15 protein-coding genes and 1 pseudogene are annotated in these 16,750 nt (G+C 60.9%); 8 read left to right on the top strand and 8 right to left on the bottom strand.

Annotation, left to right across the window (positions count from 1 at the left end; all coding sequences use genetic code 11):
* Positions 1 to 250: 250 nt before the first annotated feature.
* Complete coding sequence (gene rnk, locus IVB41_RS18275; RefSeq protein ID WP_035962398.1) at positions 251 to 664, bottom strand: nucleoside diphosphate kinase regulator; 414 nt, start codon at positions 662 to 664, stop codon at positions 251 to 253.
* Between the two features lie 9 nt (positions 665 to 673).
* Positions 674 to 1,165: a GreA/GreB family elongation factor gene (locus IVB41_RS18270; protein ID WP_247282400.1), complete on the bottom strand. Its 492-nt coding sequence runs from the start codon at positions 1,163 to 1,165 to the stop codon at positions 674 to 676.
* 797 nt (positions 1,166 to 1,962) lie between these two features.
* Between IVB41_RS18270 and IVB41_RS18265 the strand changes: the two genes are divergently transcribed.
* From IVB41_RS18265 to IVB41_RS35630, 8 genes and pseudogenes are all read left to right on the top strand, one after another.
* The gene (locus tag IVB41_RS18265) at positions 1,963 to 4,884 is read left to right on the top strand and encodes a monovalent cation/H+ antiporter subunit A (RefSeq protein WP_247433592.1); all 2,922 of its coding nucleotides are present in this window, start codon (positions 1,963 to 1,965) and stop codon (positions 4,882 to 4,884) included.
* Positions 4,884 to 5,225 carry a Na+/H+ antiporter subunit C gene (locus IVB41_RS18260; RefSeq protein ID WP_247433589.1) on the top strand — a complete coding sequence of 114 codons (342 nt, stop codon included), beginning with the start codon at positions 4,884 to 4,886 and terminating at the stop codon, positions 5,223 to 5,225. Before IVB41_RS18265 ends, IVB41_RS18260 begins: the two co-directional genes overlap by 1 nt.
* Entirely contained in the window at positions 5,222 to 6,853 is a 1,632-nt protein-coding gene (locus IVB41_RS18255; protein WP_247433586.1) for a monovalent cation/H+ antiporter subunit D, read from the top strand. The genes IVB41_RS18260 and IVB41_RS18255 overlap by 4 nt, the downstream gene beginning before the upstream one ends.
* Positions 6,850 to 7,338 (top strand): Na+/H+ antiporter subunit E, encoded by a 489-nt coding sequence (locus IVB41_RS18250; RefSeq protein ID WP_247282397.1) that lies wholly within the window; start codon positions 6,850 to 6,852, stop codon positions 7,336 to 7,338. Before IVB41_RS18255 ends, IVB41_RS18250 begins: the two co-directional genes overlap by 4 nt.
* The gene (locus tag IVB41_RS18245) at positions 7,335 to 7,616 is read left to right on the top strand and encodes a K+/H+ antiporter subunit F (RefSeq protein ID WP_027516948.1); all 282 of its coding nucleotides are present in this window, start codon (positions 7,335 to 7,337) and stop codon (positions 7,614 to 7,616) included. Before IVB41_RS18250 ends, IVB41_RS18245 begins: the two co-directional genes overlap by 4 nt.
* A complete protein-coding gene (gene mnhG, locus IVB41_RS18240; RefSeq protein WP_247433581.1) occupies positions 7,613 to 7,963 on the top strand; it encodes a monovalent cation/H(+) antiporter subunit G in 351 nt (116 codons plus the stop codon). Before IVB41_RS18245 ends, mnhG begins: the two co-directional genes overlap by 4 nt.
* An 800-nt stretch (positions 7,964 to 8,763) precedes the next feature.
* The gene (locus tag IVB41_RS18235) at positions 8,764 to 9,621 is read left to right on the top strand and encodes a universal stress protein (RefSeq protein ID WP_247433578.1); all 858 of its coding nucleotides are present in this window, start codon (positions 8,764 to 8,766) and stop codon (positions 9,619 to 9,621) included.
* A 159-nt stretch (positions 9,622 to 9,780) separates the two neighbouring features.
* A pseudogene (locus IVB41_RS35630) lies at positions 9,781 to 10,035 on the top strand (trimeric intracellular cation channel family protein); the annotation flags it as partial.
* A gap of 247 nt (positions 10,036 to 10,282) precedes the next feature.
* Here the strand turns inward: IVB41_RS35630 and IVB41_RS18225 are convergent.
* The 6 genes from IVB41_RS18225 to IVB41_RS18200 are packed head-to-tail and all read right to left on the bottom strand — an operon-like array spanning position 10,283 to position 16,734.
* Complete coding sequence (locus IVB41_RS18225) at positions 10,283 to 11,155, bottom strand: alpha/beta fold hydrolase (protein WP_247433575.1); 873 nt, start codon at positions 11,153 to 11,155, stop codon at positions 10,283 to 10,285.
* Positions 11,156 to 11,213: 58 nt separating this feature from the next.
* A complete protein-coding gene (locus tag IVB41_RS18220) occupies positions 11,214 to 13,136 on the bottom strand; it encodes an acyl CoA:acetate/3-ketoacid CoA transferase (protein WP_247433572.1) in 1,923 nt (640 codons plus the stop codon).
* Positions 13,136 to 14,257 carry a class III poly(R)-hydroxyalkanoic acid synthase subunit PhaC gene (phaC, locus tag IVB41_RS18215; RefSeq protein ID WP_027569382.1) on the bottom strand — a complete coding sequence of 374 codons (1,122 nt, stop codon included), beginning with the start codon at positions 14,255 to 14,257 and terminating at the stop codon, positions 13,136 to 13,138. The genes IVB41_RS18220 and phaC overlap by 1 nt, the downstream gene beginning before the upstream one ends.
* Positions 14,254 to 14,928, bottom strand: coding sequence for a poly(R)-hydroxyalkanoic acid synthase subunit PhaE (locus tag IVB41_RS18210; RefSeq protein WP_247433569.1), 675 nt, complete (start codon positions 14,926 to 14,928; stop codon positions 14,254 to 14,256). Before IVB41_RS18210 ends, phaC begins: the two co-directional genes overlap by 4 nt.
* A 22-nt stretch (positions 14,929 to 14,950) precedes the next feature.
* Positions 14,951 to 16,123 carry an iron-containing alcohol dehydrogenase gene (locus IVB41_RS18205; RefSeq protein ID WP_247282391.1) on the bottom strand — a complete coding sequence of 391 codons (1,173 nt, stop codon included), beginning with the start codon at positions 16,121 to 16,123 and terminating at the stop codon, positions 14,951 to 14,953.
* Positions 16,120 to 16,734 (bottom strand): adenylate kinase, encoded by a 615-nt coding sequence (locus IVB41_RS18200; RefSeq protein WP_247433566.1) that lies wholly within the window; start codon positions 16,732 to 16,734, stop codon positions 16,120 to 16,122. Before IVB41_RS18200 ends, IVB41_RS18205 begins: the two co-directional genes overlap by 4 nt.
* Between the last annotated feature and the right edge of the window lie 16 nt (positions 16,735 to 16,750).

The raw sequence follows: 16,750 nt of genomic DNA, 5'->3' as shown, positions 1-16,750 counted from the left end.
AAGAGCGAGGAGGCGTTCCTGAACAATGCCAAACCCTGAGTGGCTCGTCTGAGTTCGGTGCCGGAACGTGCCGGGCGCTGATTCGCGAAGCTTACGGCGAGTGACTTGCTGCACGGCAGCAACCTCCGTCGCAGGCAATCCGGTCCATCGAATCCAATCAAAAAACACGCCCACATCCGGGCGCGACGCCTCGGGACGGCGCGCCCACATCGCAGAGGCGGCGATGTTCGATCTGACTTAACGCGAGGGCTTATTCGGACACAGCGAGAACGGTCAGGCCCCTGGTGCGCCTGTGGGGCGTCTCGAAGTCGATCCGCTGCCCCGGCGATAGGCCGATCAAGGCCGCTCCAACAGGCGTCAGGACCGAGATCTGATTGAGCTCGATGTTTGCCTCATGCGGATAGACCAGCACGACCTCTCGGCTCGCACCCGTCTCGTCGTCGCGATAAGTCACTTTCGACCCCATCCTGATCACGCCTCGCAAGTTGTTCTCGTCCGTCACCGTGGCACGTTCCATCTCTCGAGCCAGAAAATGGGCCACTCGCGGAAACAGATCCATGCTCGAATTGGCCAAGGAACTGAGGCGCCGTGATTCGTCCTCAGTGATCTTGATCGGTGGCAACGCCGGCTGTTCTCGCCGGCTCTCAGCTTCGAAATTGCGCATTGGTCGCTCCTATGCTGCAGTTGGTCCGGGGTCGTCGTCGAAAGGGTTGCCTGGCCGCCTCGTCCCTCTCCGGAAGAGTGGGACGACCTTTGAATCCGATGGGGTCAGGCTTTGGACCCTGACGACATTCAGGCATCCGGCGACGAAGTACGGCATCTGGTCGCCGACCTGCAGTCCGATCAAAGCTGTACCCAGTGGGGTCAACACCGAAATGCAGGCGGGATCCGACCAGCACTCCTCGGGCCAGACCAGTTGCACGGTGCGACGCGGAACGCCCCAATTCGTGCAATGGGTGACCCATGATCCGATCGTCACGAAAGGACGGACGTTGTCCGCTTCGTCCGGGACGATATCGGCGCGGTTGATTTCGCCCATGAGGAACATCCCGTCCAAATCTCCTTTTTGGACGGCGAGGCGGGCGAGCTGTTCGAGCCGCGGATAGTCTGATGAGGTCAGTGCGATTTTTGGAAGAGGCAGCACGGCGCACTCCTTCTGCTTCAAGACGACCTCTCGAGTGGAGGTCACGAAAGCTGGAAAAGAGCCCGGACGGCGCGAACACCGTCCGGCTAACCGCCTGCTTGGAGGCGGCCGGCGTGAAGAGCAAAACGCGCGGTGCGCGCATCAATGTCGATGACATAAGCCATGATGCTCTAACTATAGTAGTTCATATTCCTGGAAACATTGCGACGAAACCGCACAGCACCTGTGCACACGAAATATCGAGAGGGGACAAAGGAGCGTCATTGAAGTGAGAGGGGCGGACAATCACGCGGGTCTACCCAGCTGCGCAAGAACGTGTGTCGAAGTTTGCACCGCGTGGGATGGCCAAGCTGGCGTTGCTGCAGGCGATCGCTCTTGTCGCACCGGTAGGCCTGGGCGGCGGTTTGACATGAATGTGAGCCGTACTTCTGCCGAACCATTATTATAGTCGGCATCGATCGCTTGCACCTGGCGATGGAACACTGAACGGGCGCCATGACATGCGTACCGCTCCGAGGTCAGCCCCGCTGAGGACACCGAGCCGGTCGAGATGAGTGGCTGGCGGGTATCGCGCTCTGCGGATTCTACGCGTTGCTCGGCGCTCTCGCGGCCCTCGTTGCCGCCGCGACTGGCACCCTTCCACACTGGATTTGAACAGCTCGATTGCGGAGCCAGTGTCCGCCAGAATGGCGATTTCCGGGCCAAACCATCACAATGGCGCTAAATCTAGCAGTGGAGATATCGATCCGCCTCGGCTAAGCAATTGAGGATCAGCGAAAGCATCTCTCCACCTCGCAGCCTGGGGGCAATGAACGCAAATGTTCCTGCTTGCCGTTCTCGTCCTTCCTTTCGCAGGAAGCTTTATTGCGGCACTCTTGCGGGTCAACGCACGCAACGCTGAGGCATGGCTCGCTGGAGCGGTCGCACTTACAGCTTTTTGCCTCATCGGCGCGGCTTATCCGAACGTGACGAATGGCGGCGTTGTCGGGTGGCGAACGGACTGGGTCGCTGAACTTGGACTCGCATTTGTGCTGAGGCTTGACGGGTTCGCATGGGCCTTCGCCATGCTGATCACCGGCATCGGCTTTCTGGTGGTGCTGTATGCCCGGTACTACATGTCACCCAGTGATCCCGTTCCGCGGTTCTTCTCCCTGCTGCTCGCCTTCATGGGAGCAATGCTGGGAATCGTGCTCTCCGGCAACCTGCTCCAACTGGTTTTTTTCTGGGAGCTGACCAGTCTCTTTTCATTCCTGCTGATCAGTTACTGGCACCACAACGCGGCGGCGAGAGACGGCGCGCGGATGGCGCTGGTGATCACGTCGACGGGTGGGCTTTGCCTCTTCGCCGGCGTGCTGCTGATCGGACACATCGTCGGCAGCTATGACCTGGAGCAGGTGCTGGCTTCCGGAAACGCGATCCGTTCGCACGCGCTTTATGTCCCCGCACTCGTTCTGATCCTTCTCGGCGCTCTCACAAAAAGCGCCCAATTCCCGTTTCATTTCTGGCTGCCGCACGCGATGGCCGCTCCAACTCCCGTTTCCGCTTATCTCCATTCGGCAACAATGGTGAAGGCCGGAGTGTTCCTTCTGGTGCGGCTCTGGCCGGCAATGGGTGGAACGAATGAATGGCTGTGGCTGGTGGGCTCGATCGGCCTGATCACGTTTTTTCTGGGCGCGTTTCTCGCCGTGTTCCAGCAGGATCTGAAAGGGCTACTGGCCTACTCGACGATCAGCCATCTCGGACTGATCACGCTTTTGACCGGACTTGACACCCCATTCGGGCAGATCGCGGCGATTTTCCATATCATGAACCACGCGACCTTTAAGGCATCGCTGTTCATGGCGGCCGGCATCATCGATCACGAAACCGGCACGCGCGACATCCGCCGCCTTAGCGGGCTATGGGCCTTCATGCCGATTACGGCGACGCTGGCCATGGTGGCTGCCGCGGCAATGGCGGGAGTGCCGTTGCTGAACGGTTTTCTGTCGAAGGAAATGTTTTTTGCCGAGACGATCGAGGTCCATGACAATTCCCTCGTCGATCAGGCGCTGCCGTACATCGTCACTCTCGCCAGCACGTTCACGGTTGCCTATTCGTTGCGCTTCATTCGCGACGTGTTCTTCGGCCCGGCTCCAACCGGCTTGCCACGCGTTCCACATGAGCCGCCACTGTTGATGCGACTTCCGGCCGAACTGCTCGTGCTGGCATGCCTCATCGTCGGCGTCGCGCCGGCTCTCACTGTGGCGCCGATCCTCGATACGGCTGCCCGGGCGGTTCTCGGCTCCGCGATGCCGGAGTACAGCCTTCGTCTCTGGCACGGAATTACGCCTGAACTTCTGATGAGCATCGTAGCGATGGCCGGCGGTTTGGGCGTCTACGTCATGCTGCGGTCCTACCTGCTCTCGCATGAGGGACCGCCCTTGCTCGGTCGCATCAATGGCAAGCGGATATTTGACTGGGTGTTGGTGACATTGTCCTGGCGGCTTGCACGATGGCTCGCCACAAATCTCGGCACGAGGCGTCTCCAACCACAATTGAGACTGTTGGCTGGCGTGGCGTTCGTCGCTGCCCTGCTGCCCCTCTACGCCCGCGGCCTCTCGCTGACGGGACCGTCAGAGAGGGAATTCGACCTCGTCTTTGGATTACTCTGGGTGGTCGGCGTTGGTTGCGCGGTGGGGACCGCGGTCCAGGCCAAATTTCATCGGGTGGTGGCGCTGATACTGCTCGGAACCGCGGGTCTCGTCACCTGCGTCAGCTTCGTCTGGTTGTCCGCTCCCGACGTCGCGCTGACGCAGATCGTCGTTGAGACGGTTACGACGGTTCTCCTGTTGCTCGGCTTGCGGTGGCTGCCGAAACGCATTGCGCGACCAGGCCCGGCCGAGGCGCCCGACAGCATTCGGTGGCACCGCGTTCGCGACTTCTCCATCGCGCTCCTCGCCGGGCTCGGTTTGGCCACCCTTGCGCTGGCAGCCATGCAGCTCCCGGACAATCACAGCATTTCGCGATTCTTCGTGGAAAACGCATACACGAAGGGGGGCGGAACTAACGTGGTCAACGTCATCCTGGTGGATTTTCGCGGGTTCGATACGCTCGGCGAGATCACGGTGCTTGCGGTCGTCGCGCTGACCGTCTTTGCGCTTTTGCGCCGTTTCCGCCCGGCCCCCGAAAGCATTCCCGTTCCCGAACAGCAGCATGTCCAGGATGCCCACGACGAGGCTCATCCCGATCGACAGAAGGGCGACACTGCCAAGGACACGCTGGCTACTGCGGCATTGATGATGGGCTTGCTGTTTCCCGTGATCGGCGTCGTGGCCATCTTCCTTCTCTTGCGCGGGCACGACCTTCCAGGCGGCGGCTTCGTCGCCGGCATCGCAATGGCAACGGCGTTCATCCTGCAGTATATGGCTCGCGGCACGGTGTGGGTGGAAGCTCGTCTTCACGTCATGCCGGTGCGTTGGATGGGTTTCGGCCTCTTGCTGGCAGGATTTGCGGGAGCTGCCGCCTGCGTTTTCGGACACCCCTTCCTGACCTCGTACTTTGCATATGCCGAACTGCCTCTGCTCGGTCGCGTCCCCACGGCCAGCGCTCTTCTTTTCGATATCGGTGTATTCTCGCTCGTCGTCGGCGCCACGGTCTTGATGCTCATCGCAATCGCGCATCAATCGCTGCGTCGCTATGGCGTGCCGCTCCAGGCGGGGCAACGCGCGCCCGATGAGCGAGCGAAAGAGGAGTTGGTGTAATGGAGCTTAGCCTGGCCATCGGCATAGGTGCGCTTACCGCGTCCGGAGTGTGGCTGATCCTCAGGCCGCGCACGTTTCAAGTCATCATCGGGCTTTCGTTGCTCTCTTACGCCGTCAATCTCTTCATCGTGGCCATGGGACGGGTGCGGACGGGAGCGCCGGTGCTGATCGCAAAGGAGATCGGGGATCCAACGAAACATGCTGACCCGCTACCACAGGCGCTCGTACTGACTGCAATCGTCATCAGTTTTGCGACGACCGCGTTGTTCCTTGTCGTTCTCCTCGCGTCGCGCGGCCTGGCTCGCACCGATCACGTCGACGGTCAGGAGCCCGAGACGTGAGCGGAATTGCAAATCTGGTCGTTGCGCCCGTCGTCCTGCCCCTGCTTGCCGGCGCAGGCATGCTGCTCTTGAATGGAGAGCGGCACCGCAACATCGTGGCTGCGGTCAACGTCGCCACAACGGTTGCACTCGTTTGTGTCGCGGTGATCTTGCTCGGAATGTCTAATTCGGGTCACCCCGAAATCAGGGAAGTCTATCGCCTGGGCGATTGGCCTGCTCCGTTCGGAATTGTCCTCGTTCTCGATCGGCTCTCCGCGCTCATGCTGCTCCTGACCAGCATCCTGGCGCTGGCGTCAGTTGTGTTCTCTCTTGCCCGTTGGCACCGGACAGGCGCGCATTTCCATCCGCTCTTTCAGTTTCTGTTGATGGGCCTCAATGGTGCCTTCCTGACCGGCGATCTCTTCAACCTGTTTGTCTTCTTCGAGTTGTTGCTGGCCGCTTCGTACGGACTTCTGCTGCATGGTTCCGGTCTCGCACGGGTGAAGGCTGGGTTGCACTACATCGTCATGAATCTGGTCGCGTCTCTATTGTTCCTGATCGGGGTCAGCCTGATCTATGGCGTCACCGGGACGCTCAATATGGCGGACCTCTCGGCGCGGATACCTGCAATCGCCGCGGAGAGCCGCGGTTTGCTCGAAGCAGGCGCCGGCATGCTGGCCGTGGCCTTCCTGCTCAAGGCCGGCATGTGGCCCCTGTGTTTCTGGCTGCCGACGGCCTACGCAGCCGCGAGTCCACCGGTGGCGTCGATCTTTGCGATCATGACCAAGGTCGGCGTGTATATCATCCTGCGTCTATCGCTGTTGCTTTTTGGTGAGGGCAGTGGCGCGTCAGCGGGCTTCGGCAGTGACTGGCTGTTATGGGGTGGGTTGGCGACGATCGCCTTCGGAGCAATCGGCACATTGGCATCCCAGGCCACCGCCCGTCTCGGCGGCTTTTCGGTGCTCGTATCCTCCGGAACCGTGTTGGCAGCCACGGGGACCGGGCAAGTCAGTGTCACCGGTGGAGCACTGTTTTACCTGGTCAGCTCGACCCTCGGCATCAGCGCGTTCTTCCTTCTGGCCGAACTCATCGAGCGCGGCCGCGAACCCGGAGCTGACGTGATCGCCGTCACGCGAGAAGCGTACGGAGAAGACGACGATGCGGACCATACCGAAGAGGAAGTCGGCACGGCCATTGTGGCCACGATGGGGTTGCTCGGCGTCGCCTTCCTCGGGTGCGCACTGGTCATCGCCGGGCTCCCGCCACTGTCGGGTTTCATAGCCAAATTCGCGCTGCTGACGGCGGCGCTTCATCCTTCAGGCATGCATCCGGGCGGTGCCGTTCCTGGCAGTGGGTGGGCGCTCTTGTTGGCGCTCCTCGTATCTAGTTTTGCGGCGTTGGTCGCGCTGACCCGAGCAGGTATACGCTCCTTCTGGGCGTCGCCAGACCGCACCGCGCCGCGTGTGCGCCTGATCGAGATGGCGCCCATTATGTTCCTGTTGATCATTTGCGCGGCCCAGACAGTGCTCGCCGGTCCGGTGATGCGCTTCATGCAGGCAACGGCGCAATCGCTGCACGCGCCGGCGGGCTACATCAGCGACGTCCTGGAGATCAGCGCCCAAGGCAGCCGAAAGGCGGGCGGCAAATGACGCGATTCCTGCCCTTTCCGCGGATGAGCTTCTGTCTGCTCGCATTGTGGCTACTGCTCAATCAGGCAGTCACCGTCGGACATGTCCTCCTCGGTTGTGTAATCGCGCTCGTCGGCGGGCGGTTTCTCACCGTGCTGGAGTTGCCAAGCACGCGCGTCAGGCGACCCGGCGTCCTCCTACGCCTGTTGGGACTGGTGGCGATCGATATCATCCGCTCCAACTTCGCGGTTGGCCGGATCATTCTCGGTTTTGGGCGCCGACAGCGAAAATCCGGGTTCGTGAACATTCCGCTCGATATGCGCAATCCCTATGGACTGGCGTTGCTGGCTTGCATCATTACCTCGAGCCCCGGAACGCTGTGGGTGAATTTCGATACACAGAAAGGGTTGTTGATGATCCATGTTCTCGACCTGGTCGATGAAGCCGAGTGGGTCCGCACGATCAAGCAACGCTACGAACGCCATCTGCTGGAGATATTCGAATGAGCCAGCTCTTGCTGATCTACGCGCTGGTTGCCGCGCAGGTACTTCTGGTGTTGGCTATCGGCTGTGGCGCGGTTCGCATCTTTCGGGGGCCGCGAGCACAGGATCGCGTTCTGGGCTTCGACACGCTGTCCGTGAACGCGATGTTGTTGCTTCTGACGTTCGGGATTCGATCCGGCGAAACGCTCTATTTCGAGGCGGCTCTCGCCATGGCCCTCTTCGGCTTCGTGGGTACGGTTGCGCTGGCGAAGTTTCTGCTGCGCGGCGAGGTGATCGAATGAACGGCATCGAACACCTGCCGCCCTGGGCTGCTGCTCTCACGGCACTTCTCGTTTTTGCTGGCGCCATCGTCACACTGGTCGGTTCGCTGGGCCTTTTGCGGTTCGGCACATTCTACGAGCGGGTCCACGCGCCGACGCTCGGGACGACGCTGGGCACCGTATTCATTGCAGCTGCTTCAATCGTTTGCTTTTCGGTACTTCAGAGCAGGCCCGTGCTGCACGAAATCCTGATCATCGGGCTTGGCTTGGTAACCACGCCTATTGCCCTGACCGTATTGGTCGGCGCAGCGCGATTTCGCGATACCGCCGAACAGAGTGCGCAGGTTCGCGAACCAGAGGGCAATTAGCGCGAGACGCGCGATTTCTTGCGGCAGGTTCCTTGACCGGCCAGTCGGCTAATCCAGGCTAAATGTCGCATTTGATTTCCCGCATCGCATGCCCACCTCTAAGTACATGATGCGTGATGCTGAGTAGTAGGCGAGTTCGCCGAAGTCTTTGCATGTTGGCCGCCTGATCATAGGCAATCAGCCCCGAACTCAATCCATGCCGCGTCCGCGAGGGCTGGAAGCTCGGTGCCCGACAGAGCAACGCACGTGCCGCTCGCAAGCGAGCCGCACCGCAAACAGAGGCAGTGATGACTACAACGCTACGACGCCGGATTTATAGGACCCAGCTGCAGATCCGCCGGTAACCCGGACGATTCACATCGTCCGGGAGACGGTACCTTATTAGTTCTGCAACCAAAGCCAGGAGCTTCTTATGTCGGTGTTCTTCGCCCTGCTCGTCCTGACCTCTTGGGTCATGTTCATCTGGATTTCAGATCCCGATGGTTTCCGCGAGGCATTCGCTCGCCGCCGAGTGCCAATTCCTCACGATCCTAAAAGGTGACCTTGGGAGGTTCACCTCCCGTCACCGCATACAATAGTTGCGTATGAGAGAGAAAGATATTGTACTCCGCAGCTCGCGGTGCGCGATGTCTGTTCCTTGTCGCCTCCAGATCGTCGGTCCAGGCCAAATTGCTGGATCAGGCGACTGGAGCCCGCCCGCAGCAGCATCGAAGGCCCTTCGCAACAGAACCCAGTTGCCGCGCTGGTCTACTTGGCAAGCCATCGTTCTCGCGGCCGTTCGCAATCATAAGGAGTCTGACATGAACATCGTCGCCGCGACAGATTTCTCGACGCGGTCCAATCGCGCTCTGCGGCAGGCCGGCCTCCTGGTGCGCTCCCCTGATGCAAAACTGCACCTTGTTCATGTCGTCGACGAGGATCAGCCAACGGAATTGGTCCGCATCGAAGAGCGTGAGGCGCAGCGGATGCTGGTTGAGCAGATCGCGGCCATGCCGGAGTTGCAAAACATTCATTGCTATCCGATCGTGGTCAAGGGCCATCCCTTTGATGGCATACTGCGAACGGCTGCAGCGGTCGACGCGGATCTGGTTGTAATGGGAGCCCATCGTAAGCAGTTTCTGCGCGATATCTTCACAGGCACCACAATCGAGCGTGTAATTCGTGGAGGCAAGTATCCGGTCTTGATGGTGAACAACGAGGCCCAGCGGCAGTACGAGCGCGTTTTAGTCCCGACGGATCTGTCAAATACATCGGCTGATGCGATCCGAATCGGCCTGTCCGCCGGATTTCTTAGAGACGACCGGACATCGCTGCTTCACGCCTTCTCGGCAATGGGAAAAGCACGCCTGAAGACCACTGGTGCGGACCCCTCCATCGTCAGGAGATACGTGGAGAACGAGCGCGAACGAGCAATGGAGGAGCTGAGTAAGTTTCTGGTTGCGAATGGCTTTGACACTCGACCCTGGTCGCTGCGGGTCACCGAGGGTGTGCCGACGCAAGTTATCGCTCGCGCTGTTGCAGAGGAGCAGCCAGACTTGCTCTTGATGGGTACGCACGGCCGGACGGGACTGTTTCGAACATTCATCGGCAGCGTAACGGAGGAAACTCTGCGGTCCGTCGATGTGGACGTTCTGGCTGTGCCTCCTTTGAGCCATTAGGTTCAGATATCCGAATCGGCGAGCTCCTCCCTGTAAAGCCGGCGAAGGCGGATGCGCGCAGTGACGCTTGTGGTCGTGGGGCCGGCTTGATAGCGGCGGAGCCGATCAACATCAAACGAACGCTGCGTCTAAAGAAGGGGTCTCTATTCTAGGATTGATTTGACAAGCGAGGAAGCAGGTCTTGCAGGCGCTGCGCTACCCTATTTCTTGGACCTTGCAGGTACGTTCGTCTTCGCCTTGAGCGGAGCAATCGCTGGCGTCAAGCGCAAGCTGGACCTGTTCGGTGTGCTTGTGCTGTCGTTCGTGGCAGCGAACACGGGCGGGATCACTCGCGATATCCTGATTGGGGCGGTTCCGCCGGGCGCAATTGACGACTGGCGTTACCTCGCCGTATCGCCGACCGCCGGCGGGATCACGTTCTTCTTTCCCTCCGCAGTGGTGCGCCGTTCCAGCGCTGTACTAGTATTCGACGCCGGGGGGTTGCAATTCGTTCGCGTGATCCGACGACGTAGGCAGCGGCTGAGCACAGGACTCGGCGCACAAGGTCAACCTGACGGCGCGCGTACCGGTCCTGGCGAGTATGAGTTTCGACATCATCGTGAGTACAGCCAGGTTGGAATTAACACCGTTAATGGTGCGGTTCGGCATAAAGCGCTCACGGTTAAGTGGGGTCGTTGCGGCTCAGAAACTGCGCAACGACCTCGATCTGGTCGTCAGCGATCAGGGCCGGCGCATGGCCGCAATCCGCAAGGGTGTGGACGCGGACATTGCGATTGCGCCGCATCATGTCCCTGAGGACGGCTTCGGGAAGCAAATCCGATTGCTGCCCGCGTATCACAAGAATGGGGAAGTCGATCGCGTCCCAGTATTTCCAGAGATCGATGCTGTAGTGCCAGGGGTTTCGAAAGGCATGGGCGATATTCGGATCGCACAGCGGCCTGAAGCAGCGCCCCTCCGCGCTCCAGATCACACTATGCGTTGTCAGATGCCGCCAGTGCGCATCCTCCAATTGCCCGAAAGGCGCCAGAACCCGCCGGTAGTAGCCTTCGGCCTGTTCGATCGTCTCAAAGGATCTTGGCGCCTCGTTGAGATTGGCACCGAGACGAAGCAATCCAGTCCAGGGCAGATAGGGTCCGATATCGTTGATGACGATGCGGCGGATCGGACTGCCCGGAAGGGCGGCCAGCACCATCCCGATCAGGCCACCGAGCGACGTGCCGACCCAGTCGATCTCCGTTGCACCGAGGCCTGCCATCAGCACTGTCATATCGCTGCAATATTGCGGCAAGGCATAGTCGCTGCTGTCCTGCAGCCGCTCGCTTTGTCCCCGGCCCGGCAAATCCGGGCAAATGACGCGCCGGCCCGCGCTGGCGAGAGCTGCGGCGAGATGATCGAAGTCCCGGCCGTTTCTCGTCAATCCGTGGACACAGAGTACTGGCCGCACCGCGGACGCCGGTCCCCAATCCGTGAATGCGATGCGATGGAAGCTGCGGCGGGTCAGCCCGCGCACCGATCCGATACGGTCGGGCGCCATCTGCCGTCCTTCAGGCCAATCCGCGGGGCGCACCTCCCTGGATTTCAGCCGCATCGGTCTATTCGACAAACCGATGAGCATCGGCCGAGGTCTCGAAGATATGCGGCGCGACGTCGCGACGTGACAACGCGTCGCCGAGCTTCAGACGCATGAATGCGCTAGTGGTGTAGCGCGATGCATGATCGTAGCAGGTCCGCTCGACCTCCGCGGCCATCGAAAACCATTTGTCCGCCATGTCGGGCGCGATGTAAGACGAATCGTAATTGACGACTGCGGAAAACCGGCGTCCGACACGATGGAAGAGCTCGAGGATCGACGCCCGGATTACCTCGACGTCGGCATCTCTATGGACCCGATAGCCGTCGAGCCCGAGGAATAGTGTGTTGCGATCAGCATCGTACGACAGCCGCTCCGCGAGAGGCCTGTTGAGCAGCCGGTCGTCGAGCTGCATCAGCGCTTCGCTGAACAGCGAAACATCCATGGATTTCGGCGCTTGGATGATGGGGCGAAAGCCCATCAGCGCGAGAATGTCGCGCTCCATGTCGACACCCGGCGCGATCTCCGTTAGTTCGAGACCTTCCTGGGTAAGCTTGAACACGCATCGCTCGGTCACATAGAGAACGGGCTGCCTGTTGGTTGCGGCAAGCTGGCCCGAAAACGTGATCTGATCCACTTTGTCGATGAATTTCGAGGACTTGCCTTCGCTGAGGATCTTGAGCTGACCATCCACGACCGAGGTCTTGAGCCCCCCGGTGGTGAAAGTGCCTGCGAAGATCAGCCGGCGCGCATTCTGGGATATGTTGATGAAGCCGCCGGCGCCGGCCAGGCGGCCATTGAACAGGCTGACGTTGACGTCGCCGCGGCCATTGACCTGAGCCATGCCGAGACAGGCCAGATCGAGCCCGCCGCCGTCGTAGAAATCGAACATCTGGTTCTGGTCGATGATCGATTCTGCATTGATCGAAGCGCCGAAATCGAGGCCGCCTTGCGGAATACCGCCGATGATGCCGGGCTCGGCGGTCAGCGTCACGAAGTCGAATAGCTTCTCCTCGGCGGCAACCGACGCAACGCCCTCGGGCATGCCGATGCCGAGATTGACCACGCCGCCCATCGGCAATTCCAGGGCGCAGCGGCGCGCAATGATCTTGCGGTTGTCCAGCGCCATCGGAACATTGCGATCGGCCGGCGCGCGCAATTCGCCGGAGAATGCTCCGTTGTAACCGGTGGCATAGGTCTGAACATGGTTTTCGGGCTGGGCAACGACGACGCAATCGATCAGCACGCTCGGAATCTTGACATGACGCGGATTGAGCGAACCGGAGGCGGCAATGCGCTCCACCTGCGCGATGACGAATCCCTTGCAATTCTTGGCGGCCGTTGCCAGCGCCAGATTGTCGAGGGTCAACGCCTCTTTCTCCATCGAGATGTTGCCGTTGTGGTCGGCGGTGGTACCTCTGATGATCGCAACGTTGATTGGAAATGCCTTGTAGAAGAGCCATTGTTCGCCGTCGATTTCGATCAGCCGCACCAGCTCTTCGGTGGTGCGCGCATTCAGCTTTCCCCCGCCATTGGCCGGGTCGACGAAGGTGCCGAGCCCGACCTTGGAGAGAAGCCCGGCCTTGCGCCCCGCAATTTCGCGAAACAGATGCGATACGCATCCTAGCGGCAAATTATAGGCCTCGACGTGATTGTCGACCGCCATCCGGGCGAGCTTCGGAACCAGGCCGAAATGTCCGCCGACCAGGCGTTTGATCAGGCCGGGATGCGCCAGGCGGTTGAGGCCGCGATCTGCGCCGTCCCCCGGCGCCGCCGCGAACACCAGCGAAAGGTCCCGCGGCTCTCCGGTCTGCACGAAGCGCCGCTCCAGCGCCTTGATGATCTCGTCGGGCGTTCCCACGCCGACGAAGCCGGACGAGGCGACGGTGTCACCGGAACGGATGATGGCCACCGCCTCTGCGGCGTCGACGATCTTGTTGCGCATCAGGCTTCACTTCCGGGATTGGCGTCGCGGGCGACCAGCCAGTCGGCAATGCTCTGGCTCAGCTTGCCCTGCGACTTGCTGGAGACGAACAGGCCGACATGGCCGCCGGGCAGCGGAATTTCAGTGTAATCCGTGCTGCCGATCTTCGCTCCGAGCGCGCGCGAGCAGTCCGGCGGAATGATATGGTCATCCAGCGCAAAAACATTCAGCACGGGAGCCGTGATCGACTTCAGATCGACCCGACGGCCGGACAGTTCAAAGCTGCCATCGACCAGGCGGTTCTCCTGGTAGAGATCCTTCAGCCACTGCTTCGCCGCTTCGCCGGGATGATGCGGACGGTCCGCGAGCCACTTTTCCATGCGGAGGAAATTCATGAACTTGGCCTCGTCATCGACGACGTCGATGAGATCGACATTGTACTTCGTCAGTGAGCGCATCGGCGTCATCATCGAGAATACCGAGCTCATGAACTCGCCCGGCAGCACGCCATAGGTATCGACCAGCTTGTCGATGTCATCAGGATCGAGGCTGCGGGTCCAGAGGTTGAGGAAGCCGTGGTGCGCGGCCTTGTCCTTGACGTCGGCATGGAAGTCGATCGGGGTGATGGTGATGACGAGATTTTTCACCTTTTCCGGATGCAGAGCAGCGTAACACGTCGTAAAGACGCCGCCTTCGCAGATGCCGAGCAGCGTGATCTTGTCATGGCCGGTTTCCTGCGCGATGCGGTCGACTGCGGCATCGATGTAGTCATCGACGTAATCATCAATTTTCAGCCATCGCTCGGTTCGGCCCGGCTGGCCCCAGTCGACCAGCCAGAGATCGAGCCCTTTTGAGAGCAGGCTGCGCACCAGCGAGCGGTCAGGCTGTAAATCAGCCATGGTATACCGCCCGATCAGGCCGTAGGCTAAAAGGACGGGTGTCTTCGCGGTCGCTTCCGCCATCGATTCGTAGTGGAACAGCTCGACCTTGTCGCGGCGCATGACGAGATGCTTCGGCGTGGTGCCAATGGCGACGTCTTCATCCCGCGTATTGGCGATCAGCTGTGTCGCCTTGAACATTTTCTCGGCGTTGGCCGCCATGTCGCGGGCGAAGCGCGAGGTCTGATTCTCCTGGTCGCTCATCGTGCGCCTGCGCTCTTCTGGTCACGCATCTGGCGGGTGAGCGTACGGACTTCACGGCGGAGTTCGGTCAATTGCCGCGTCACGTCGTCGAAGTCCTTGCGAGTCGGCAGGCCCAACATGGCTGACGCCGCTTCAGCCACGTCATCCTGCCGGCTCCGTAATTTGAGTCCCGCCTGGAGTAACTCTTTCTGAGCTTGCAAGAAGCCGTCGGTGCGCTGGTTACGGATCAGTTCCTCGTTGGAGATTTCGCTCCATTTGGCGAACGCCTCGCGCCACTCCGGATGCGGGGAGCCACCGGTAGCCGTTGCGGACATCGTCTCGTAAAACCGCTTCGACGCTTCAGGCCACGGAGCGGCGGCGACCGCATTGTAGCTCGCAAGCCGCTGACGCATCTCGATCCAGGCGCCAAAGGCCAACGCCATTTTCCGGTCGATGTCCCAGACGTCGGCTAGCCTCGGGCCCTGCGCCATTCGCTCGATCGCCGCCGACAATTCGTTGCCGTCGCCAAAACCACCCGGCTTTTCCGACAAACGCGCCAGCATGAACGGTGCCATCGACCCCGACCACGCCTCGACCATGCGGTTCGAGGATTCGGCCATCGTCTGCCAAAGCTTCGCCCATTCCAGGCCGGGATCGGACTCAGCGGTAGCCGATTTATCCTTCTCGCTCATGCTGCTCACTCTTTGTGCCCGCTCAGGCCGCCGCGCGGTTGCCGAAAGCCTCGGTGTAGATCGCCAGCGCATCGTCGAAGCCCAATTCCCTGGGATTGTTGACGAGAAGCCGCGTTTGCTTCATCGCATCCTCGGCGAGCTTCTTCAGGTCGCCCCTCGCGATGCCGACATCGGCCAGCGAGGCCGGCACGTTGCAATCCCGGCAGATCGCCGCGATCGCATCGACGAACAGCCGTGCCCGCTGGCTGACGCTCATTCCTTCCGATTTGGGATCGACGATCGGCGCCAGTTCGGCGTAGAGGCTTTCTGCCTCCGGCAAATTGAAGCGCAGCACCTGGGTCAGCACCAAGGCATTCGACAGGCCATGCGGCACGTGGAACAGCGCACCGATCGGATAGGCCAGCGCGTGGACGGCGGCGACCGGGGAATTGGCGAACGCCATGCCAGCCAGCATCGAACCCAGCAGCATTTGCGACCGCGCTTCGAGATTAGATCCGTCCGCACAGACCGTCCGGACATTCGCCGACAGCAGGGCGAGAGCCTGCCGCGCCAACTGGTCCGACATCGGGTTCTTCCGATGCTTGCTGGTATAGGCTTCGATCGCATGGACCATGGCGTCGATGCCGGTCGCCGCGGTGACATGCGCGGGCAGGCCGAGTGTCAGCTCCGGATCGAGGATCGCCCAGTCAGGGAGCAGGCGGGGCGCAACGACGCCCTTTTTCTCGGTCGTCGGCGTGGTGACGATCGCGATCGGGGTTACCTCCGAGCCCGTTCCGGCCGTTGTCGGCACCAGCAGCAGCGGAAGGCGTTCGCCCTTCGCAAGGCCGACGCCGTAGATATCTTCGAGGCGATCAGGCGTCTTGGCCAGATAGGCCACCAACTTCGCGGTATCGAGCGCGCTGCCGCCGCCGATCGAGGCAACCAGCTCGATGTCCTTGTCACGGCAAAGTGCGACCGCCCGCTCGATGATATGCGACGGCGGATCCGCCTCCACATCTTCGAATATTGTCAGTTCGCAGCCGCCGGCAATCAGGCCAGCCTCGGCGTTTTTGGTAAGGCCGGCATTGCGTACACCCTTGTCGGTCACCAGCAGGACACGTTTTGCCGCGTATCCCGCAACCAACTCCGCCAGCTTTTTCGATGCGCCTGCCTCGAACAGGATGTTGGGCGGCGCCTGGAAGGTAAAAGCTTTCATCTGACATCACTCCTGATCTGATCGGACATTACTGCCGCAAGCGCCGCGGCGAGCTGTTCGGTCACGGCGTCAATCGGCTGCAAACCGTCGACGATGTTGAGCAGTCCCAGCGACCGGTAGTATTCCGTGACCGGCGCGGTTTGCTCGCGATAAACGTCGAGCCGGGTCTTGAAGACCTCGGGATTATCGTCGCGGCGCACCGGCTCGCCGCGGCTTGCCGCCTCGTCGGCGCGCCCCTTGATGCGCTCGAGCAGTGCATCTTCGTCGACCTCGAGCTCAAGTACCGCGTCGAGCTTGATGCTCCGGGTGGCGAGTTCCCGATCGAGCGCCTCGGCCTGCGCGACCGTGCGCGGGAAACCGTCAAGGATAAAGCCGTTTGCCGCGTCGGAATGATCGATACGATTGGCGATCACCGATACCACGACATCGTCGGGCACAAGTTCACCGCGATCCATGATGTGCTTGACGCGCAATCCCGCAGCGGTGCCTTCCGCGACCGCCTGACGCAGCATGTCGCCGGTCGACAATTGCGGGATCGCAAATCGAGTGACGATCCTCGTCGCCTGCGTGCCCTTGCCTGCGCCTGGCGGCCCCAACAGAACCAGTCTCATATCGTTGCCCACATCT

Source organism: Bradyrhizobium sp. 44, assembly GCF_023073095.1.
Taxonomy (GTDB): domain Bacteria; phylum Pseudomonadota; class Alphaproteobacteria; order Rhizobiales; family Xanthobacteraceae; genus Bradyrhizobium.
The sequence above is the reverse complement of the archived record's forward strand: the minus strand, read 5'-3'. Positions and strand labels throughout refer to the sequence as shown.